The organism is Thalassovita sp. (assembly GCF_034670005.1).
Lineage (GTDB): Bacteria > Pseudomonadota > Alphaproteobacteria > Rhodobacterales > Rhodobacteraceae > Thalassobius.
In genome coordinates this window covers 169,274-189,771 of sequence record NZ_JAXMOH010000003.1, presented here as the reverse complement: position 1 = coordinate 189,771, position 20,498 = coordinate 169,274, and the positions used below count along the sequence as shown (strand labels likewise).

Here is a 20,498-nt window from a genome sequence, read left to right as displayed (position 1 = left end):
TAATCCCATTGCAGCACTTATTTAGTCCCTAATCGACGCCAACGCGTCGGAAGTTGCAAGTGCAAACAGGGCTTTGGTGTTCGTGTCCCCGCGTCCGGCTTCAATGACCGATCAATCTGGTGTAGCCACAGGATTCGCCCTCGGCTTCAAGCTCCAGAACCGCATGCACGATACCGAACCTGTCCCGCAGCAGCCGTTTGACATCGCGTTTGACCACCTCGGCGGCGACCCGGCCATCCAGCACAACGTGGCCTTCCAGCGCGGTTTCGTGTTCCTGCATGCACCAGACATGCAAATGATGAATGTCCTCGACCCCGTCTATGCCGCGCAGCGCAGCCAACACCAGATCAAGATCGGTATCTTCAGGCGTACCCAACATCAGGATACGGATAACCGGCACCACCCCCTGCCAGCAATGCCACAGGATGTAGCCCGAGATCAGCAGCGTCACGATCGGGTCAACCAGCCGCCAATCGTACAGCAGGATCAGGGTCCCGCCGACAATCACAGCAACAGACCCCAGAGCATCGGCCACGTTATGCAGGAAAGCGGCGCGCATATTGGCGCTGTCCTTGCTCATCCGCAGGATCAGCAGCGCCGTCACTGTGTCGATGACCAGTGCGATACCGGCCACCACGACCACGATCCAGCCCTCGACCTCGGCCGGGTTGAACAGGCGCTGAACGCCTTCCGCTGCAAGATAAAACGCCACCACGATCAGCGTGGTATAATTGATCAGTGCCGCCACCACTTCGGCACGACCATAGCCAAAGGTCATTTGCGGATCGGCCGGACGCTTGCCGATGCGGCGGGCGAAAAAGGCAATCACCAAGGATAACGCGTCAGACAGGTTGTGGATTGCATCCGCGATCAGCGCGAGCGATCCCGAAACCACCCCCGCCACGATCTGTACCAGCGTCAGCAGAAAATTGACCGCGACCGCCAATGCGACGCGTTTATCCCCAATATCGAGATCGGCACCGTGGTGATGATGGCCATGATGATCGTGCGGCATGCCTTGTGCTCAGCCTCGTGTTAGTTCCAGGAAAATATCCTCGAGATCGGCTTCTTCCGTCTTTACGTCGCGGATGCGGATACCGGCCTCGCGCACGGCGGCCAAAACAGCCTCGGCGCTGGTTTCATTGGCGTGATAGTTTAAGGCCAAGGCCCCGTCTGGCCGGGCCTCCACGGTGATGCCTTCGGCCTGCGGCAGGTCTGCAACCTCCGCCTCGGGATGAATTACCATGGTCTTGGCGTCGATCCGGTTCAGCAAGTTCACTTTGCTGTCGCGCGCCACCACTTCACCCTGATTGATGATGGCGATCTCGTCGCACATCTCTTCGGCTTCTTCCAGATAATGCGTGGTCAGGATGATGGTCATACCCTCATCGTTCAGCTTGCGGATATTCGACCACAGCATCTGGCGCAGTTCGATATCCACGCCCGCCGTCGGCTCGTCCAGAACCAGAACATGCGGGGCGTGGACCAGCGCCTTGCCCAGCAACAATCGTCGCCGCATACCGCCCGACAAGGTGCGGGCGTAAGCATCGGCTTTGTCTTCCAACCCGATCAGTTTCAATATTTCGTCGGTACGGCGCTGCGCCTTGGGCACACCGTAAAGACCCGCCTGCACATCCAGCGCGCCGCGTGGAGAGAAAAACGCATCCAGATTGAGTTCCTGCGGCATCACTCCGATCGAGGCACGCGATTGACGCGGGTTCACATCCTGATCGAACCCCCAGATCGTCACCTGGCCGCTGGTTTTGACCACCAACCCGGCGAGAATATTGATCAGTGTCGATTTTCCCGCCCCATTCGGTCCCAGCAGCCCAAAGACGGCCCCCTGAGGGATATCCAGATCGATTCCCTTCAGCGCCTGCTTTTCTGGCTGCCCCTTGGACCCGCGATAGGTCTTGCGCAGTCCCCGGATTTCAATGGCATTCCCGCCCATGGCCCACTTGCCCCTAGCTTTATGATCGCTCATAACAGCACCTAGTTCTTTTGCAGCCAAAAGGAAACGTCCCAGATGACGACTCAAGCGCCCGAAACCAAAATTGTCGAGAGCTCCAAGATTGCCTGTGACGGTGGCGAAGGCGCCCTTGGACACCCACGGGTCTGGCTGCATATCCCGGAAGAAGACGGTTTCATCGAATGCCCCTATTGCGACGCGAAATACGTTCTGAAGGGGTCGAAGGCGGATCAGGCGGGCTGACCCAGCCGGTTTCTGCGGGCGACAACCGCCCGATTTGAGTATTTTTAGCAAGATGAAATGCAATTGACGACCGGCGGTCTGGCCGTGCGGGTTTCCGCGTGGCATGAAAGACCGTGCGTGATCGGACCATGGGAGAAACAGCATGACATTCGGCAAGGGTTGCCACCTGCACCTGATCGACGGATCGGCCTTCATCTTCCGCGCCTATCACGCGCTGCCACCGCTGACGCGCAAATCCGATGGGTTGCCAATCGGGGCGGTCGCGGGGTTTTGCAACATGCTGCAGCGCTATGTCGACGGCAATCATGGGCCGGATGCTCCGACCCATGTCGCAGTGATTTTCGACCATTCCGGTAAAAGCTTCCGCAATGACCTCTACGATCAGTACAAGGCGCATCGCCCGCCTGCACCCGAAGATCTGGTACCGCAATTCCCGCTGACCCGTGAAGCGACCCGCGCCTTCAACATCGCCTGCGAGGAAATCGAAGGATTCGAGGCCGACGATATCATCGCAACGCTGGCACATCAGGCGCGCGACGCCGGTGGCCGGGTGACCATCGTAAGTTCCGACAAGGACCTGATGCAACTGGTCGGCGACGGTGTCGAAATGCTCGACCCAATGAAAAACAAGCTGATCGACCGCGAGGGCGTGATGGAAAAGTTCGGCGTCGGCCCGGAACGGGTGGTCGACGTGCAGGCGCTGGCCGGTGACAGCGTCGACAATGTGCCCGGCGCGCCGGGGATCGGGATAAAAACCGCCGCTTTGCTGATCAACGAATATGGATCGCTTGAGGATCTGCTGGACCGGGCCGGAGAAATCAAGCAACCCAAGCGGCGCCAGACCCTGATCGAAAAGCGCGACCAGATCGAGCTGTCGAAAAAGCTGGTGCAGCTTGATTGCCACATGGATCTGGGCTTCAGCCTCGACGATCTGGAGGCGCGCGATCCCGACCCCGAAAAGCTGCTGCATTTTCTGGCCGAGATGGAATTTCGCACCCTGACCAAGCGGATCGCGAATCAACTGAACATCGAACCGCCTGCAATCGTCGACACCGATCCGCACGGCGCCGAACCGGGCAAGGCCGATACGCCCGAAGAACTGCCTTTCAAACCGGATGACTATGAATGTGTGCGCGACGCTGGCGCATTGGCGAAATGGATCGCCCAAGCGCGCGAACGCGGTTATGTGGCGGTTGATACCGAAACCACCGGGCTTGACGAAATGCGCGCCGATCTGGTCGGAATCTCGCTATGTATCGAACCCGGGCAGGCCTGCTATATTCCGCTGACCCACAAGGACGGATCAGATGACCTGTTTGGGTCGGATGAGCTGGCCGAGGGGCAGTTGGGTCTGGACGAAGCGTTGCAGCTGCTAAAACCCGTCTTCGAGGATGAGAGTATTCTGAAGATCGGTCAGAACATGAAATACGACGCCAAGATTTTCGCCCGCAACGGTGTGAATATCGGCCCGATCGATGACACGATGCTAATGTCTTATGCGATGAATGCCGGGCTGCATGGGCACGGGATGGACACGCTGTCGGAACGCTATCTGGGTCACACACCAATCCCTATTAAGTCGCTGCTTGGCAGTGGCAAAAGCCAGATCACCTTTGACAGGGTGCCGGTTGACGACGCGGTGAAATATGCCGCCGAGGACGCCGATATCACCCTGCGCCTGTGGCAGTTGTTCAAACCGCAACTGCACCAGACCCACGTCACCACCGTCTATGAGACGCTGGAACGGCCTCTGGTGCCGGTGCTGGCGGAAATGGAAATGAACGGTATCAAGGTCGACCGCGATACCCTGTCACGGATGTCGAACGCTTTCGCCCAGAAAATGGCCGGGTTCGAGGCCGAGCTTTATGAGTTGGCCGGTCACGATTTCAACGTGCAATCCCCCGCACAGGTTGGCGCGATCCTGTTTGAAGAAATGGGGCTTGAGGGCGGCAAGAAGACCAAGAGCGGTCAATGGTCGACGCCGGCGGACGTGCTGGAAGATCTGGCCACCGAACATGATTTCGCCGCTCGGGTGCTGGATTACCGCCAGCTGCAAAAGCTGAAATCGACCTACACAGACGCCTTGCAAGATCATATCCACCCCGACACCGGGCGGGTGCATACATCCTACCTGCAAACCGGGGCAAATACCGGGCGCTTTTCTTCGTCTGATCCGAATTTGCAGAATATTCCCGTTCGCTCTGAAGAAGGCCGCCGCATCCGCGAGGCCTTTGTCGCCGATGAGGGTAAGGTGCTTCTTTCCCTTGATTACAGCCAGATCGAGCTGCGCATCCTGGCCGAAATCGCCGGAATCGACGCGCTGAAACAAGCGTTCAAGGACGGCCTGGACATTCACGCGATGACCGCATCGGAAATGTTCGACGTGCCAATGGAAGACATGACCCCGGAAATCCGCCGCCGCGCCAAAGCGATCAATTTCGGTGTGATTTATGGCATTTCCGGATTCGGTCTCGCCCGAAACCTGCGTATCCCGCGCGCCGAGGCGCAGGCCTTCATCAATCGCTACTTCGAACGGTTTCCGGGCATCCGAACCTATATGGACGAAACCAAGGCTTTTGCCAAAGAACATGGCTTCGTCCAGACCCTGTTCGGACGCAAGATCAACACGCCGGAAATCAACGCCAAAGGACCGCGCGCGGGTTTTGCCCAGCGCGCCGCGATCAACGCGCCAATTCAGGGCACCGCCGCGGATGTGATCCGCCGCGCGATGATCCGCATGCCTGCTGCGATCACCGACCTGCCCGCAAAGATGCTGCTGCAGGTGCATGACGAATTGCTGTTCGAGGTGGACGCGGATCGCGCCGAAGATGTCATCGCCCGCGCCCGTGAAGTGATGGAAACAGCCGCCGCGCCAGCGGTTCATCTATCACTGCCGTTGACCGTTGATGCCGGGCAGGGCACCAACTGGGCCGAAGCGCACTGAAATGGGGCGCGCCAGGGCGCGCGTCCTATATCTCACGAATTTGCCTGCGCCAAATTCCTTCGGGATTCGCGCTCCGCGCGGGAGTATTTGCACCAAGAAGAAACCAAAGTTTCTCTTGCAGGTCTTCGGTTCAGGGATATCCCGGAGGCGAAGCTACTGCTCAATTCGGGCTTATCCTACTTTTTGCAGCATCCGACCCAGCCTGCGCCCGCCCAATACATGCACATGCAGATGCGGGACCTCCTGTACGCCATTGTCGCCCGAATTCGAAATCAGCCGAAACCCGTCGCCATTGTCCCCCGCCTGAACCCCGACCAGTTTGCAGACCTCGCCCACCGCGCGGGTGAAATCGACGATTTCATCGGGCGTCGCATGCAGAGCAAAATGATCGTAACAGACATAAGGTCCTTTCGGGATCACCAGGACATGCACCGGGGCCTGCGGTTGGATGTCATGAAAGGCCAGTGCATGTTTTGTTTCCAGCACCGTCTTGTTCGGGATTTCGCCGCGCAAAATCTTGGCGAAGATATTTTGATCGTCATAGCTGTAAGTCATCGGCCATCTCAGTCTGAATACAAATAATCGATTCCGACGATTTCTTGCGCTTTGTCTTCGGAAATAGCAAGAAACTGCGCGACCGCAGCGATGTTTTCTTCAAGGTTTCCGGATTCGCGGATGCGGTTATGGTTGTCGAAATTGGCGTCCCTGATCCGGTCCCCCTCGAAGGACAGGTCATGGCGGATCGTAGGCAGCAACCGTTCCAACGTTTCCTGTGGGGTCTGTTCCCCGGCCAAACCGATCCGCATGGCATGGCCGATCAGGTAATCGTTGGTGAAATCCACATCAACCTCAAGCAGCCTTGTGGTCGACCGGTCGCCGCAGAAATCCTGCAACAAGTCCAGCGCCCCGGGATCGAGGCAGATGATCAACCGGTCGGTGGCGAAATAGTCGAACAGCATCCGCATCAAGGCGCGACGGTGGCGATGACGCTTGGGAATGGTTTTCTGAATTCCGCCGAGATCGGGCAGCGGCGTCGATTCTTCGTTGAACAGGTATTCGATCGCGGGGATGTTGGTGACCCGGCGGATCTGTTCCAGCAACCGTTTAGCGACATGCCATTTTTTGCAGATCACGATCAACAACTCGCGCTCACGGCCCAGCGTGCTTTCGCTTTCCCAGAACCGCATGCCGAAGCGGCGACCGATCCGACCGCGTCCGGTGAGGAACTTGAACAGGCTGCGGCCTTCGTTGGAGATTTTGAACTGCACCCCTTCGGCGGCATATAGCGCCCCGAGTCGCGCCTTCAATTCGCGTGCCTCGGGGCTGATCTTGCGGGCGAACAGGAAATCCTGGCTGACCAGCAGGTCAAAGTGATCGTTATAAAACGTCACCGGCATCCCGTAATCGGAAAACATCAGGAAGGTCAGGGTGCGGGATTCGATCTCTTCTTCCGGGACCAGATGGCGCACCAGAGTCTGAAAAAAGGTTTCGTCGGGAATCCAGGTGGTGCGGAAGAACCGCATTACATCCTTCCGAGTCTTGCTGAAATCCAAGATCCATTCGATGGTGCGGCGGCGCAGGCACCACCACTGGCTGCCGATCTGGACCTGAATGTCGTGCGGAATCTCCCGCTCCATCCCCAGCTTTTTCTGCAGGTTATAGGCCCAGTAATAGCGTTTGGGTTGAGTCCGCTCATTGAAATAGTGACGATAGACCAACCGGTCTTCCTTCATCCCGGTCTTGATCCAGTCGCTTTCGAAAAAGTCGAAGCTTTCGATGAAATCGCGATCATTGTCGTCGAGGAAGTCATGCGAATACTGGGCCGATTTGATCGCCATGCAATCGCCCGAAAGCATGTAGAAATGCGTCGCCCGTGGAAACGCCTCTAGCGCCGATTCAACCGCGTTCAGCGAAGCCTGCACCAGGCTCCATTCACCCCAGCCACATTTAATTCGTTTTTTGGCGAAGGTTACATTGGGATTATCCTTCAATGCCGCCCTGATCTGCCGGAAATGGTCCGTCTTGGCACGGGCATCGAAATGAATCGACATGTAATCGCCTGCCGCCGTCAGGCGTTCCGCCTGAGAAATGATGGCCTCGGGGTCCTTGTGGCACAGAAGGATGAACGCAATTCTTGCCATCTATGGAAACGATAGCCCCTTTTTTCTGATATTGTTTACATAGATACGGCTGATCGTAGATTGAATAAACCGGAATTCTTTGGTTTTTTTAAACAAAAGCAAAAGCTCCGCGTTTATAGGGGCAATAATGGAGGCAAAGTTCCATGGGGTTCCCCGGTACCTGGATGACGGAAAGCGAAAGCGTGGTTTACCGCGTAGTCCCTAAATGCGCCTGTTCGACCATCGGACAGATCATGTTTTATTCCGATCATGGCGAATTCTTCGATGGCGATATTCATGATGCCAAGTCCGGAATGCACAAATGGGCCTTCGAGGAAAGCCAGCCACTGATAACCAGGAATGTGCAGCGTCACACGTCATATGCGTTCACCTGTGTGCGCAATCCATATAGCCGCATCCTGTCGAGTTTCTTTGACAAGATCTGCGGCATTCAACGCAACGGCCGACGCTACCGTGGCAATCTGGTGCCGATGCTGATCCAGAAATACGGCATTGAGGTCGGCGGCGAAGATGGTCAGGACGACTTCGATCAGATCGAGAGCTTCCGCCGCTTCCTGCTGTTTGCCCGCGACACCATCCGCTGGCGGAAACCGATGGACCCGGACATCCATTGGTCGGCAATGTCTGGCCATATTTCCACCTTCATCGTGAATGGCGGGCTGTACGACAAGATCTTCTATACCGAGATGTTCAACGACGGCATGCAACAGGTTCTGGATCATATTGAAACGCCTTACGCGGTCGACCTGGACACGATTCCGCGGTTCAACGAATCCGAAGGTCACGGCCCCAAACGCGCCCATCCCATCGAGGATTATTTCGACGATCTGTCGATGCATCTGGTCTATGAAATCTACAAACGAGATTTCGATATGTTCAAATACGATTTCGAAAATCCGGGCAACAAGCTGCCCATCGGCGAGATCGATCTGGACGAGGTACACGCCAAACTGGGGGACTGATTGCCGGTCTCCCTGATCTTGGGATCGCCTGCGGTGGGCGGGTTAAGGGGCGCTGCCCCTCGTCGCCATTGTCGCTCGGACCAATGGCGCTCCAACGGCGACCCCTTGGCCAATTCACCCCGGGCATTTCCACCAAGATGAAAACCCTTCGTTAACCAGAATCGGGTTTCCATAGCAGCACGGTACAGGCTGGGGAGCCGATGACCGCCATAGGTGAAGCGGCCCCGCCACTGGTAAGCATCGACAGATCGTCGACCGGCCTGTGGCGGGGTGCAATTTTCTGTTTCATCGTGGCGAAAATACCCCGATCCGACAGAATTCAAAGGGTCAGGCGATCAGTCCTTGCTGACGGAACAGGTACTTCAGGTCTGCTTCGGGGCGTGCACCGAAATGGCTGATCACCTCGGCCGCTGCGACGCATCCCATGCGGCCAGCCGTTTCCAGAGGCGCACCGGCAGCGTAGCCATACAGGAAACCCGCGGCGAACTGATCCCCGGCGCCTGTCGCATCGACCGGCGTGATTTCAGTGACCGGAACAACCGCTTCTTCTTCGCCGCGCACCAGCACCACATCATGGCCCGACCGGGTGCAGACCACTATGCCCGCATCCGCCGCCGCCTGTTCCAGCGCGGAACTGAGATCGGTCTGGTAGAGCGATTCCCATTCGTGCTGATTGCCGATCACGTAATCGAGTTCCTTGACCAAACGGCGGAAATCGTCACGGTGACGATCGACGCAAAACGGATCACTGAGAGCGATCCCCGCCTTGCCGCCCGCCGAACGACACAGTTTGGCGGCCCGTTCGAACGCATCTTTTCCCTTTGGCTTGTCGTAGAGGTAGCCTTCGAGGAACAGGATTTCGGCATCACCTGCGACGTCATCGGCCACATCGTCAGGGCCAAGTTCCGAAGAGATACCGAGATAGGTATTCATCGAACGTTCGCCATCAGGCGACACAAAGATCATGGAGCGCGAGGTCGGCAATTCGCCCCCAGCGACCGGCGGGTTGACAAAATCGGTGCCGTCCTTGGCCATTTCTTCGGCATAGAACCGGCCCAGTGCATCGTCATGCACGCGCCCGATAAAGCCGGTAGTCAGGCCCAGATTTCCAAGCCCGGCCAATGTATTGGCCACCGACCCGCCCGGCGCCTGGGTCCGGTTGGTCATCGCGCCATACAGCATTTCGCCGCGGTCACGTTCGACCAGCTGCATGATGCCTTTCTGAATTCCCATCAGGTCGAGGAAACTGTCATCGCTTTGGCTGAGAACATCGACGATGGCGTTGCCGATGCCGACAATCTGATATTTTTTCATGGGGTTTTTTCCTCGTAATGGCAAAGGTCGCGGATCAGGCACGCATTGCACTTGGGTTTGCGCGACACACAGGTATAGCGCCCGTGCAGAATCATCCAGTGATGCGCATGCAGCTGGAAATTCACCGGGATATTGTCTTCGATGGCGCGTTCGACGGCGACGACGTCCTTGCCGACCGCCACGCCCGACCGATTGCCGAAGCGGAAGATATGGGTATCAACCGCCTGCGCCGGATAGCGCCACCACATGTTCAGGACCACATTGGCGGTTTTGCGGCCGACGCCGGGCAGACTTTGCAGCGCAGCGCGGGAATTGGGTACCTCGCCATCATAGTCGTCGACCAAGATCTTCGCCATCTTCATGACGTTCTTGGCCTTGTTGCGGTAAAGCCCGATCGTCTTGATATGCGCGATTAGCCCCTCTTCGCCCAAATCCAGCATCTTTTGCGGCGTATCGGCGATCTTGAACAAGTCGCGCGTGGCCTTGTTCACCCCTTTGTCGGTCGCTTGCGCGGACAGCGCCACCGCTACCAATAAAGTATAGGCATTAACGTGGTCCAGCTCGCCTTTGGGCTCCGCCTCGGCTGTCTGAAACCGCGTAAAGATTTCACGAATGGTGTGATAGTCGAGCTGTTTGGGCATAAGGAACGGTCTGATTGCTTTCCTATCCCCCCTATCCGGGTAGCACGCTGATTTCAACGACAAGCCGCGACGCGCAGCGTTTCCCATTCCGCTGGTGTTTCATCGCCACCCTGGGCAAAGCTGGACACGGTCACACCCCGATCGGGGAAATGGGCCACAAAATTTGCCGAAAACGGGCCGCATCCGGAATGCCCAAGGATATTTGCGCCGCCTTCGACTTGCCCCATCATCAGGCCCAGACCATAGCCGGTTTGCTGCCAAGGTCGTCCTTCGATCCCGCCGCCTTCCATATGCAACGCTGTCATCTGTTCAACTCTGTTCCGCGGCAACAGTCCACCGGCCAGAATGCCGTGCAGCATCCGTGCAGCATCGGCCGCGCTGCCCATCATACAGCCGTGATAGACCCAGCCAGGGTGGTACCCCCCGCTGCCCCAGACCATACCTGAGAAATCCTGCGGTTGCCGCGCCAGTCGGACCGATTTCAATCCCAGCGGTCGGGCCAGCCGCCGCGCGACGACCGTGCCCAGATCGGCGCCTTCACTGACTTCCAGCGCGAATCGCGCCTGCATGTAGCCGATATTGGAATAGCGCCAGCCCGTGCCCGGTTTCCAAAGCAGATCGTCGGCCCGGGCCTCTTTTAGCATTTGCGCCACCGGCCAGGGGTCTTTCCCCGCCTCCACTGCCGCGCGATAGCGCCCGACACCGCCATAATCGCGCAGCCCCGAGGTATGCGCCAACACGTGGCGCAGGCTGTAAGGTTTGCCGGGCAAGGGCGCGTCGAGATCCAGCGCGCCGTCTTCGGCACGCAGCAACAAACAGGCGGCAATCAGGGTCTTGGTGAAGCTCCACCAGGGCAACACCGCGCCCGGCACGTCATCGCGCCACAGCGCCCCCGTCGTATCGACGGCTGCGGAAATAAACCTTGAGTTCGTCATCGGCCAAGCCTGTGCCGATCCGAACGAAAGCGCAAGTTTCGGGTCGCTCGCCCGGACAATTCTGCGATATCATCGTCGCGAGGAAAGGACGTGGCATGCTGCAACAGTCGCAAGAGACCGGATATCATTACAACGTCATGCGCCGCGCCATCGACCTGATCGATGCGGCGGGGCCCGGTTTAAGCCTGAACGAACTGGCGGCGCAGATGGGGATGAGCCCGGCGCATTTCCAACGGATATTTTCGCAATGGGCCGGGGTATCGCCGAAACGCTATCAGCAATATCTGACGCTCGATCATGCTAAGGCGCTGTTGCGTGACAACATGACGACGCTGGATGTCAGCCATCAGATCGGGTTGTCTGGAAATGGCCGGCTGCACGATCTTTTCATCCGGTGGGAAGCGATGAGTCCCGGGGAATATGCCCGCGCCGGGGACGGGCTGGACATATTCTGGGGCTGGTTCGACAGCCCGTTCGACCTGGCGCTGGTGATGGGCACATCAAAGGGGCTGTGCGGTCTGGCCTTTGCCGCCGAAACCGGCACCGACGCGGCGTTACAGGACATGCTTTCGCGCTGGCCCAAGGCCACATTCACCGAAGATCCGATGATGTTGAAACCGCGGGTCGATGCGGCCTTCGCACAGAAGGGCGAAACCGCGCTGCACATGATCGGCGCACCATTCCAGATCAAGGTGTGGGAAGCGCTGCTGCATATTCCGTCGGGCCATGTGACGACCTATTCCGAAATCGCGGGCAGCATTGGCAAACCCAAGGCGGTGCGCGCCGTGGGCACCGCCGTCGGGCGCAATCCGGTCAGCTGGCTGATTCCCTGTCATCGCGCCTTGCGCAAATCCGGTGCCTTGGGCGGTTATCACTGGGGTCTGCCGGTGAAACGCGCGCTTCTGGCTTATGAATCCGCGCGGGCGGAGGGTGAAAGCGACGCTGCCTGATAAGGCGGAGGCGCCGCTGCCCCGAATATACGCGGATTGCCGCCGATGCTGACGCAGAGTTGTGTTTTGATACTCAGAGCAGCCGTCTATATTAGCCGCGATCCGCTGATGCGGGGACAAACATGAGGCAACATAGCATGACACGAGTATCCAAAGTCGTTCTCTTTGTGGCTGGCGCATCGCTGCTGACCACCACCGCCTGTACCGACCCCGCAATGATGGGCGGCACAGACCCGAACCAGCGCACCAAGGAAGGCGCCGCGATCGGTGGCATTCTGGGCGCGATCACCGGCATGGCCGTTAGCAAAGACAAGAAGAAGGGCGCGATTATCGGCGGCATTCTAGGCGGGGTGACCGGTGCCGCAATCGGCAGCGATCTGGACAAGCAGGAAGCCGAATTGCGAAATAGCTTGGACAACAATGTGCAGATCACCAATACCGGCGACCGGTTGATCGTGACCATGCCACAGGACATCCTGTTCGCTACCGACAGCACCTATGTTCAACCGGTATTGCAGGACGATCTGCGCGCTGTCGCAACAAGCCTGAACCGCTATCCCAACACCAGTGTTCAGGTGGTTGGCCATACCGACAATACCGGATCGGCCGAATACAATCTCGACCTCAGCCAGCGCCGCGCGGCTGCGGTGTCTTCGATCCTGATCGGATCGGGCGTGTCGGCCTCGCGGGTTTTGACCATCGGGCGTGGAGAAGATCAGCCGATCGCGTCGAACCTGACTGCGCAAGGCCGGGCGCAAAACCGGCGCGTCGAAATCGTGATACTGCCGAACTGATAAACCATTCCGTAGAAAACGCACGGGCGGCTTGCAACAGCCGCCCGTACTTGGTCTGCGTGCGCGAGTTAAATCGCCCTTGAAAAAGCCAGACTGGAGCGAAGGCATGACAACCCTATTGACGATTTCAGGCTCACTGCGCACCGGCAGCTATAACCGCAAATTGCTGACCGAAGCGGTAGAATTGTACGGTCCGGTGGAACGGATCGACGCAGATATCAAGCTGCCGCTTTACGATGGGGATCTGGAAGCCCGCGATGGTTTGCCCGACGCGGTGACCCGGTTGGTTGATCAGATCAGGTCTGCCGATGCGGTCGCTATCGCTTCTCCGGAATATAACAAGGCCATCACCGGCGTGTTAAAAAATGCGCTGGATTGGATCAGCCGCGACAAGCGGAGCGTTCTAAAAGATAAACCGATCGCTGTAATGTCGGCCAATGCCGGACGCACCGGCGGCGAAGCGGGGCAATATATGTTGCGCTCCTGTCTGGTGCCTCTCGGAGCGCGGGTTCTGGCCGGGCCAGGCGTTATGATCGCCAGCGCAGGATCAGAATTCGAAACCGGCAGGCTGGAAAACGCCCGTTATCTGGAAACGCTGGGTGAATTGATGACCCGGTTGCGGGCCGAAGTCGACTGAGTCAAACCGGGTTGGAAATCTCGATCAGATTGCCATCGGGATCGCGCAGATAGATCGACTGGATCGGCCCGGTCGCGCCACTGCGCGGTACTGGCCCCTGTTCGATTTCGACACCGGTCTCGGCCAGATGCAGCACCCAGTCGTCAACAGGGGTCTGGCTGAGAAAACACAGGTCCGCCGATCCCGGAGTCGCATTGCGTGCTTTTGGCAGAAACTCCGCACCGGCCTGATGCAGGTTGATCTTCTGGGTGCCAAAATACAGCGCCCAGCGATTGCTGTTATCCGCAGCGTCGAACCGTTCGGCCCGCATACCCAATACATCGGAATAAAACGCCACAGTTTCAGATAGATCGGCCACCGTCAGAACCAGATGATCCAGCGCAGCTAAATCTGGTGTCATTTTCCAATTGCTCCTCTGCCGCCGCGAACTTACCCTCTCTTTATGCACGAAGACCTGCCAGAAGAAACCCGCCAGACCGATGTAATGGACCCGGCCCGCGCCGCGGCCTTACAGGTCAGTCTCGGGCTGCCCGCAACAATCGAAACCGGCACCCCATTGCCGCCCTTCTTCCACCAGATCTATTTCTGGGACCCTGAACCCGCCGTGCGTTTGGGTCGCGATGGTCACCCTGCGACCGGCATTGGTCTGATTCCCGATCTCGGCTTGCCGCGACGGATGTGGGCCGGGGGCAGGTTGGAATTTCACGCTCCGCTAAGGGCGGGAATCACTGCGGAAAAACGGGTTTCGGTTGCCGAAATCAGCCGCAAGGATGGTCGCACCGGACCATTGGGTTTTGTGACGCTGAAACATGAGATGTATCAGCAGGACCGCCTGTGCGTGACCGAATATCAGAACCTCGTCTATCGCCCGGACCCGCCGCCCGAAGCGGCCAAACCAGCGGCCCCCATCGCCGCCACCGACGAAGACCATTGCGAACAGGCCGAATTCACCTCGACCCTTCTGTTTCGCTATTCAGCACTGACCTTTAACGGGCACCGGATTCATTACGATACGGATTATGCTCGCGACGTCGAAGGCTATGCCGGACTGGTCACCCATGGGCCGCTTCTGGCGCAGCTGTTGATGCTATTGGCGGAACGCCGGATGGGTCCCCTGAAACGCTTTGCTTTCCGCGCCACCGCCCCGCTGATCCTAGGCGAAACTGCGACGCTATGCTGGAAAACAACAGGCGATATGTGGATTCGCGCGCCCGATGGCCGCCAATGCATGACGGCCAAGACAGGTTAGAATCGCCTCGGCTTCATCTTGGTCTAAATACTCAGATCCGTCCGGGCCGGATGCTCATGACCTTCAGAGGTTGGCCTCGGCCCTGAACCCAGATGGAATCCGGTCGATCCCATCGATCAGCAGATCTGCCATAACCTGAGCGACCTTCGGCGCCATTCCGAAACCAATCTTAAATCCACCATTTGCGATATATTGACCAAGCTTGGTCGGATGCGCCCCCAGAACCGGGGCGCGGCTGCGACTGCGCGGTCGCACACCGGCCCAGCGTTCGATCACTTCCGCCCCCTCCATGGCGGGCACGGCGGCATAAGCGCGTGCCAGCACAGCGTCCAACTGGCCGTCCACAGATTTGGGATCATCGTAATCGCGTTCGCTCGTCGATCCCACTGCCACGGTGCCGTCGAAATGTGGTATCACATGCACCGCATCGGCAAAAATCTGCGGGCAGTCGCGCAGATCCCGCTCCGGTCGCAGCAAAGCGCCCTGCCCTTTCACGCCATTGCCAAAGCTTCGACTGGTCCCGCGGCTGATCTCCTCCAACCCGGCGACACCGGTGGCCCAAATCACACGTCCCTCTGCCGCACCCTCTGCCACGATCTCGCCGCCGCTGGCCGTGATTGCCGCCACCAGCGCAGCGCAGGCCCGACGCGGGTGCATCCGGGCGCTTAAGCTGTCGCGGATCAGCCATCCGGTCGGGCTGATCGGAGCCCATTCACCGGCCTCCCCGACCTTGATCACTTCCCAGACGGCCCTGCCCTGCCATAGCTCTGCCGCGCCCATACACCGCGACCGCGCCAACTCCAGTGCCTTGTCGTCGGCCACCGGCTGCAACCGGCCCAGCCTTGCGTAACCGGCGCGCGTGCCGCCCGTTGCTTCGACCCCGCGCCAGAACCCTTCGGCCATGATCAGACTTTCGAACTGAAACTGTTTCTTGTCGTTCCAGTTTTCCGGCACATGAGGTGCCAGGGCACCGACCAATCCACCGCTTGCCCCGGCGCCGGGGCCATAGGGGTCGATCACCCGCACCTTTGCCCCACGCGACAGGCAGGTCCAGGCGATGGAAAGGCCGAAAATTCCGGCCCCGTAAACGGTCACATCCACCATTGCCATTGCCCGCTCCCCCCTGCATTGTCGCGTCATTCTCAACCGTTTTCTTAAGGGATCAGACGATGCATGACCAGCGTGCCGACCTGCAATGGCGCGATGACGCGATACCGGTGTCGACCCGGTTCGACGATCCCTATTTTTCGCTGGATAACGGGCTGGCGGAAACCGCCCATGTGTTTTTGCAAGGCAACGATCTGCCGACACGGTTCCGTCCCGGTTTTCACATCGCCGAACTGGGGTTTGGCACCGGCCTGAACCTGCTGGCGGCGCTGAAGCTGTGGCGAGAAACCGGCCAACAGGGTGTATTGCGCTTCACCTCTTTCGAAGCCTTCCCGATGACCCCGGCGGAAATGACCCGCGCCCAGTCCGCATTTCCCGAGATTGCCGAAGTCGCCGGGGATATGGCATCGCATTGGACCGATGACCTAAAGCGGGTAGAGCTGCCAGATCTGGAATTCGAATTGATCCGTGGGGACGCGCGCATGACCTTGGTGCAGTGGCAGGGACAAGCCGACGCCTGGTTCCTTGATGGATTTTCGCCTGCCAAGAACCCCGAACTTTGGGGGCCGGAGCTGATGGCGGAAGTTTTTCGTCACACCAAGGCAGATGGCACCGCAGCCACCTATACGGCAGCTGGATTTGTGCGCCGCGGATTGCAAGATGCCGGTTTCACCGTAGAACGCAGCCCCGGCTTTGGCCGCAAGCGGCATATGACCACCGCAAGAAAGGCCGAGGCATGAGCACGAACAACACCCGACTCGGGATTCTGTTGATGGTCGCCACCACCTTTGTTTTTGCCATGCAGGACGGCATTTCCCGCCATCTGGCGGGGGAATATAACGTGCTGATGGTGACGATGATCCGCTACTGGTTTTTTGCCGCCTTCGTGATCGCGGTCGCGGCGCGCAAAGCGGGTGGCGTGCGGGCCGCAGCGCGCACCACGCAACCTCTGTTGCAGGCGTTCAGAGCCGTGCTTCTGGTGACCGAAATCTGCGTGATGGTCTATGGGTTTACCTTGCTTGGGCTGGTGGAAAGCCACGCGGTTTTCGCCTGCTATCCATTGTTGATCGCGGCGTTGTCGGGTCCGGTTCTGGGCGAATCCGTGGGCTGGCGTCGCTGGGCGGCCATCGCGGTTGGTTTCATCGGTGTGATGATCATCCTGCAACCGGGTTTTGGCGTCTTCAAACCACAAGCCGTAGTGCCGCTGATAGCGGCACTGATGTTCGCGCTTTATGGATTGCTGACCCGCTATGTTGCCCGCCGCGACAGTGCCGCAACCTCCTTTTTCTGGACTGGTACCGTGGGGTCGATTGCAATGACGGCGGTCGGTGCGTGGTTCTGGGAACCGATGACCGGTCCTGACTGGGGCTGGATGGCGTTGCTCTGTGTTACCGGGGCCTTGGGCCATTTCCTGTTGATCAAATGCTACGAAGTTGCCGAAGCCAGCTCGGTTCAGCCCTTTGCCTATCTGCAACTGGTCTTCGCCTCGGCGCTTGGCATTGCCGTGTTCAGCGAAACGATCCGGCTGAACGTAGCGCTCGGGGCCGGAATCATTGTGACCGCAGGGCTGTTCACCCTATGGCGAGAGCGGCAGAACACTTGACCCGGTCAGTTCCTTACTGAACGGCTGTGGCAACGGATCGCGGCCCAACCGGGCGCGGTAGACAGGAAGCGATTCCGCCACCCGCATCACGTAGTTCCGGGTTTCGCGAAACGGGATGAATTCGATCCAGTCGATCACGTCCACCGCTCCGGTGCGGGGATCGCCGTACAAGTCCATCCACCGTTCCGGCCGACCCGGTCCCGCATTATAACCGGCCGCAACCATCAGGATGTTGCCGTTGAACCGTTCACTCAGAGACGCCAGATAGGCGCTTCCCAGCGTGGCGTTATAGCTCCAGTCGCTCAGAACTTTGGCCGGGTCGTGATCTATACCCAGATCCCGCGCCACCAGCTTGGCTGTGGCGGGCATCAATTGCATCAGACCCTGCGCCCCGGCACCGCTGACCACCCGGTGATCAAATTCGCTTTCCCGCCGCGCGATGGCCAAGGATAGTTCCATCGGGACCGGAAGCTTCATTTTTTGCATCGGATGCAACGCGTAATAGGGTTCGGAAACGACCAACCCGCGCCTTGCGGCTTGTTTACCGATCATCACGGCCAGATGCGGTTGCTGCATCTCGCTCAGCAGATCGCCCAACTGCCCCAGTTCCACAGGGGTCAGGCTTTCGGCCAGATGGCGCAGGAACCGTTCCGCAAGATTCAGTTCACCCGCGCGCAACAGCAGCATTGCGGCCTCGAACACCGAAGACCGGGCGAAACCGGCCTCGCGCCAATCAGGAAAGGGATGAGTTCCGGCCAGTTTGCTGTCAAATGGCAGACCCGCCTTTTCCGCCGCCAGCAGCCCATAGAAACTGGTCTGATATTGCGCTCCTTCTCCATAGGCTTGCTGCGCCCCTTCGCGATCTCCTACAGCCTCTTGCGCGCGTCCGATCCAGTAGCCGGCGCGGCCCAGAGAAACCGGCGTGTCAACGCCGGCGCGAAACCGTTGAAAATGGTCGCGGGCCAGTTCCGGATCGTTCAGGAAACGCAGCGCCAAAAACCCAGACAGCCATTCCAAATCGGCATAGTCCGATCCCTCGACCAAACCATGAGACGACGCAACGGCATAAGCGGTCTGCATCTCGCCCGCCCGCATTTTCTGCCGCGCCAGACTGCGCCGCCAACCGGCCCATTGATCGGGTTCCCCCAACGATGCGGCGGATTTGGATCGCTCCAGCAAGAGCGTGATCGCATCATCGGCGCGGTTCTTCTTCAACCGCCAGCGGAACCGTTCAAAGGCCAGACCCGGATCATCGGCCAGATCCTTGGGGACAGCGGCGATCAACGCGTCCACGTTGTTGCGCTGTGCCCGCAATCCCAGCCGTGCGGTCGCCAGTTTGCGCCAACCGTCCGGCACCAGGGGCAGCATATCGGTGACGTTGCTGCTCCAGTCCTGCCACAACACCATGTCGAGCCGGGCCGTGTGATGCGGAGCCAGAACCTTGGGATAAGCTGCCAGCAAAGCAGCATGTTCCGCCTTGTCCAACGGCAGCGTGCGCCAACCCAGCACCAATCCGGCCTCTGCCTCGCCCGAACGTCCTGTTGCTGACAGCGCATTGGCATGGGCCAACAGACCGGTACCGGTCTGCGGCGGCTGGTCGTGGAAAAACGCAATCACCTGTGTTGGGGACGCGTTGGCCATTGCGTCTTCGCTGCGCTTACGCAGCAGTTTCAGCCCGGGCCAGTCGGCGCGACGATCAAGGAACGCCGCAATTTCGTCCGGGGTTCCCTGGCCCGCGCGTAACCGCATCCATTCAATAATGTCCTCGGCGGTCTGCCCGCCCGCCCGCTCCGCCAATTTCGCCGCCCTGTCCCAATCGCGCCCCGCAGCCGCATCAATGGCATTTGCCAACGGCTGGGGGCCTGTGACCTGCTCGGCACGGGCCGGAAAAATCGACACAGATAGAAAGAGGATGATGTAAATCAGGCGCAACATGGCTTGCTTTTTCAAAGGAACAAAGGATAGACAGCTCAAGCTTAATTCTGTGTGCGTTTCAGGGCAAATCACGAAGGCGAAATAATGCCTCGGCCCCGCTTACAGACGATCAACCTCTCCGGGCCTGTGCCCGCCAATACGACAGAAGGAGCGTGTCATGTTCAAAGGATCTTTTCCTGCTTTGGTCACGCCGTTCAAAAACGGCGAGCTGGATCTGGAGACGCTCAAGAAACTGGTCGAGTGGCATATCGGCGAGGGCACTAACGGGTTCGTTCCGGTCGGGACCACCGGCGAAAGCCCGACGCTGACCCACCGCGAACATGAAACCGTGGTCGAGGAAACCGTCAAAGCCGCCGCAGGCCGGGTGCCGGTGATTGCGGGCGCGGGCAGCAACAACACGCTGGAAGGCATCCGGCTGATTAAACATGCCGAAAAGGTCGGTGCAGATGCAGCCCTGGTGGTGACACCCTATTACAACAAGCCAACCCAGCGCGGGTTGATCGCGCATTTCACCGCACTGCACGATTGCTGCGACCTGCCGATTATCATCTATAATATTCCGGGCCGGTCAGTCGTCGACATGACGCCGGAAACCATGGGCGAACTAGCCAAGCTGCCCCGGATCATCGGCGTTAAGGACGCCACCGGAGATCTGGCGCGGGTATCGCAGCAGCGCGCCGCCTGCGGTGCGGATTTCTGCCAGCTGTCGGGCGAAGACGCCACCGCGCTTGGTTTCAACGCGCATGGCGGGACAGGCTGCATTTCGGTCACCGCGAACGTCGCGCCGAAACTCTGCGCCGAATTCCAGGCGGCAACGCTGGCGGGCGATTACGCCAAGGCGCTGGACTACCAAGACCGCCTGATGCCGCTGCACGAAGCGATCTTCATCGAACCCGGACTGGTCGGCGCGAAATACGCGATGGCGAAACTGGGCCTGTGCAGCGAAGAGGTCCGGCTGCCCCTGACCGGTCTGCTGGACAGCACCAAGGCCAAGATCGACGCCGCGATGGCCCATGCCGGGCTGATCTGAGCAGTCTGAACGGCACGAATAAAAAACGCCCGGTCCAGGACCGG

20 protein-coding genes are annotated in these 20,498 nt (G+C 59.0%); 10 read left to right on the top strand and 10 right to left on the bottom strand.

Translation table 11 applies throughout. The annotated features are described in order from the left end of the window. Positions 1 to 100 precede the first annotated feature (100 nt). Together VOI23_RS08410 and VOI23_RS08405 are read right to left on the bottom strand one after the other, a co-directional pair. Positions 101 to 1,015: a cation diffusion facilitator family transporter gene (locus VOI23_RS08410; RefSeq protein WP_323784067.1), complete on the bottom strand. Its 915-nt coding sequence runs from the start codon at positions 1,013 to 1,015 to the stop codon at positions 101 to 103. A 9-nt stretch (positions 1,016 to 1,024) separates the two neighbouring features. After that, the gene (locus VOI23_RS08405) at positions 1,025 to 1,951 is read right to left on the bottom strand and encodes an ABC transporter ATP-binding protein (RefSeq protein WP_323784511.1); all 927 of its coding nucleotides are present in this window, start codon (positions 1,949 to 1,951) and stop codon (positions 1,025 to 1,027) included. 75 nt (positions 1,952 to 2,026) lie between these two features. Here VOI23_RS08405 and VOI23_RS08400 point away from each other — a divergent pair, with 75 nt between their 5' ends. Together VOI23_RS08400 and polA are read left to right on the top strand one after the other, a co-directional pair. After that, entirely contained in the window at positions 2,027 to 2,212 is a 186-nt protein-coding gene (locus tag VOI23_RS08400) for a zinc-finger domain-containing protein (RefSeq protein ID WP_323784065.1), read from the top strand. Between the two features lie 142 nt (positions 2,213 to 2,354). Continuing rightward, positions 2,355 to 5,156 carry a DNA polymerase I gene (gene polA / locus VOI23_RS08395; protein WP_323784063.1) on the top strand — a complete coding sequence of 934 codons (2,802 nt, stop codon included), beginning with the start codon at positions 2,355 to 2,357 and terminating at the stop codon, positions 5,154 to 5,156. Positions 5,157 to 5,327: 171 nt separating this feature from the next. Here polA and VOI23_RS08390 read toward each other — a convergent pair whose 3' ends face one another. Together VOI23_RS08390 and VOI23_RS08385 are read right to left on the bottom strand one after the other, a co-directional pair. After that, a complete protein-coding gene (locus VOI23_RS08390) occupies positions 5,328 to 5,711 on the bottom strand; it encodes an HIT domain-containing protein (protein ID WP_323784061.1) in 384 nt (127 codons plus the stop codon). A gap of 8 nt (positions 5,712 to 5,719) precedes the next feature. Further along, entirely contained in the window at positions 5,720 to 7,297 is a 1,578-nt protein-coding gene (locus VOI23_RS08385; protein ID WP_323784059.1) for a DUF5928 domain-containing protein, read from the bottom strand. Positions 7,298 to 7,440: 143 nt separating this feature from the next. On the opposite strand from VOI23_RS08385, the gene VOI23_RS08380 reads away from it, so the two are divergent. Beyond that, positions 7,441 to 8,259: a sulfotransferase family protein gene (locus tag VOI23_RS08380; protein ID WP_323784057.1), complete on the top strand. Its 819-nt coding sequence runs from the start codon at positions 7,441 to 7,443 to the stop codon at positions 8,257 to 8,259. Between the two features lie 327 nt (positions 8,260 to 8,586). Here VOI23_RS08380 and VOI23_RS08375 read toward each other — a convergent pair whose 3' ends face one another. From VOI23_RS08375 to VOI23_RS08365, 3 genes are read right to left on the bottom strand one after another with little or no spacing between them, the layout of a single operon-like run. Then, positions 8,587 to 9,573, bottom strand: a complete 987-nt coding sequence (locus VOI23_RS08375) for an adenosine kinase (protein ID WP_323784055.1) — start codon at positions 9,571 to 9,573, stop codon at positions 8,587 to 8,589. Then, positions 9,570 to 10,214: an endonuclease III gene (nth, locus tag VOI23_RS08370; RefSeq protein ID WP_323784053.1), complete on the bottom strand. Its 645-nt coding sequence runs from the start codon at positions 10,212 to 10,214 to the stop codon at positions 9,570 to 9,572. Before nth ends, VOI23_RS08375 begins: the two co-directional genes overlap by 4 nt. Positions 10,215 to 10,267: 53 nt before the next feature. Then, positions 10,268 to 11,149: a serine hydrolase domain-containing protein gene (locus VOI23_RS08365; protein WP_323784051.1), complete on the bottom strand. Its 882-nt coding sequence runs from the start codon at positions 11,147 to 11,149 to the stop codon at positions 10,268 to 10,270. Between the two features lie 95 nt (positions 11,150 to 11,244). Here VOI23_RS08365 and VOI23_RS08360 point away from each other — a divergent pair, with 95 nt between their 5' ends. From VOI23_RS08360 to VOI23_RS08350, 3 genes are all read left to right on the top strand, one after another. Then, positions 11,245 to 12,099 carry a bifunctional helix-turn-helix domain-containing protein/methylated-DNA--[protein]-cysteine S-methyltransferase gene (locus VOI23_RS08360; RefSeq protein ID WP_323784049.1) on the top strand — a complete coding sequence of 285 codons (855 nt, stop codon included), beginning with the start codon at positions 11,245 to 11,247 and terminating at the stop codon, positions 12,097 to 12,099. Positions 12,100 to 12,236: 137 nt separating this feature from the next. Continuing rightward, positions 12,237 to 12,893: an OmpA family protein gene (locus VOI23_RS08355; RefSeq protein WP_323784047.1), complete on the top strand. Its 657-nt coding sequence runs from the start codon at positions 12,237 to 12,239 to the stop codon at positions 12,891 to 12,893. Positions 12,894 to 12,999: 106 nt separating this feature from the next. Further along, positions 13,000 to 13,530, top strand: a complete 531-nt coding sequence (locus tag VOI23_RS08350; RefSeq protein WP_323784045.1) for an NADPH-dependent FMN reductase — start codon at positions 13,000 to 13,002, stop codon at positions 13,528 to 13,530. Position 13,531: 1 nt separating this feature from the next. On the opposite strand, the gene VOI23_RS08345 is transcribed toward VOI23_RS08350, so the two are convergent. Then, on the bottom strand, positions 13,532 to 13,930 hold the full coding sequence (locus tag VOI23_RS08345; RefSeq protein WP_323784043.1) for a VOC family protein: 399 nt from the start codon (positions 13,928 to 13,930) through the stop codon (positions 13,532 to 13,534). A gap of 42 nt (positions 13,931 to 13,972) precedes the next feature. On the opposite strand from VOI23_RS08345, the gene VOI23_RS08340 reads away from it, so the two are divergent. Beyond that, on the top strand, positions 13,973 to 14,779 hold the full coding sequence (locus VOI23_RS08340) for an FAS1-like dehydratase domain-containing protein (protein ID WP_323784041.1): 807 nt from the start codon (positions 13,973 to 13,975) through the stop codon (positions 14,777 to 14,779). A 63-nt stretch (positions 14,780 to 14,842) separates the two neighbouring features. Here the strand turns inward: VOI23_RS08340 and VOI23_RS08335 are convergent, their stop codons facing one another. Then, positions 14,843 to 15,883 (bottom strand): NAD(P)/FAD-dependent oxidoreductase, encoded by a 1,041-nt coding sequence (locus VOI23_RS08335; RefSeq protein ID WP_323784510.1) that lies wholly within the window; start codon positions 15,881 to 15,883, stop codon positions 14,843 to 14,845. A gap of 65 nt (positions 15,884 to 15,948) precedes the next feature. Between VOI23_RS08335 and mnmD the strand changes: the two genes are divergently transcribed. Both mnmD and VOI23_RS08325 read left to right on the top strand, forming a co-directional pair. Further along, on the top strand, positions 15,949 to 16,626 hold the full coding sequence (gene mnmD, locus VOI23_RS08330; protein ID WP_323784039.1) for a tRNA (5-methylaminomethyl-2-thiouridine)(34)-methyltransferase MnmD: 678 nt from the start codon (positions 15,949 to 15,951) through the stop codon (positions 16,624 to 16,626). Then, positions 16,623 to 17,489, top strand: a complete 867-nt coding sequence (locus VOI23_RS08325; protein ID WP_323784038.1) for a DMT family transporter — start codon at positions 16,623 to 16,625, stop codon at positions 17,487 to 17,489. The genes mnmD and VOI23_RS08325 overlap by 4 nt, the downstream gene beginning before the upstream one ends. Here the strand turns inward: VOI23_RS08325 and VOI23_RS08320 are convergent. Next, positions 17,463 to 19,424 (bottom strand): lytic transglycosylase domain-containing protein, encoded by a 1,962-nt coding sequence (locus VOI23_RS08320; RefSeq protein WP_323784036.1) that lies wholly within the window; start codon positions 19,422 to 19,424, stop codon positions 17,463 to 17,465. The two genes, VOI23_RS08325 and VOI23_RS08320, sit on opposite strands and share 27 nt — an antisense overlap. A gap of 157 nt (positions 19,425 to 19,581) precedes the next feature. On the opposite strand from VOI23_RS08320, the gene dapA reads away from it, so the two are divergent. Further along, complete coding sequence (gene dapA / locus VOI23_RS08315; RefSeq protein WP_323784034.1) at positions 19,582 to 20,454, top strand: 4-hydroxy-tetrahydrodipicolinate synthase; 873 nt, start codon at positions 19,582 to 19,584, stop codon at positions 20,452 to 20,454. Positions 20,455 to 20,498 lie beyond the last annotated feature (44 nt).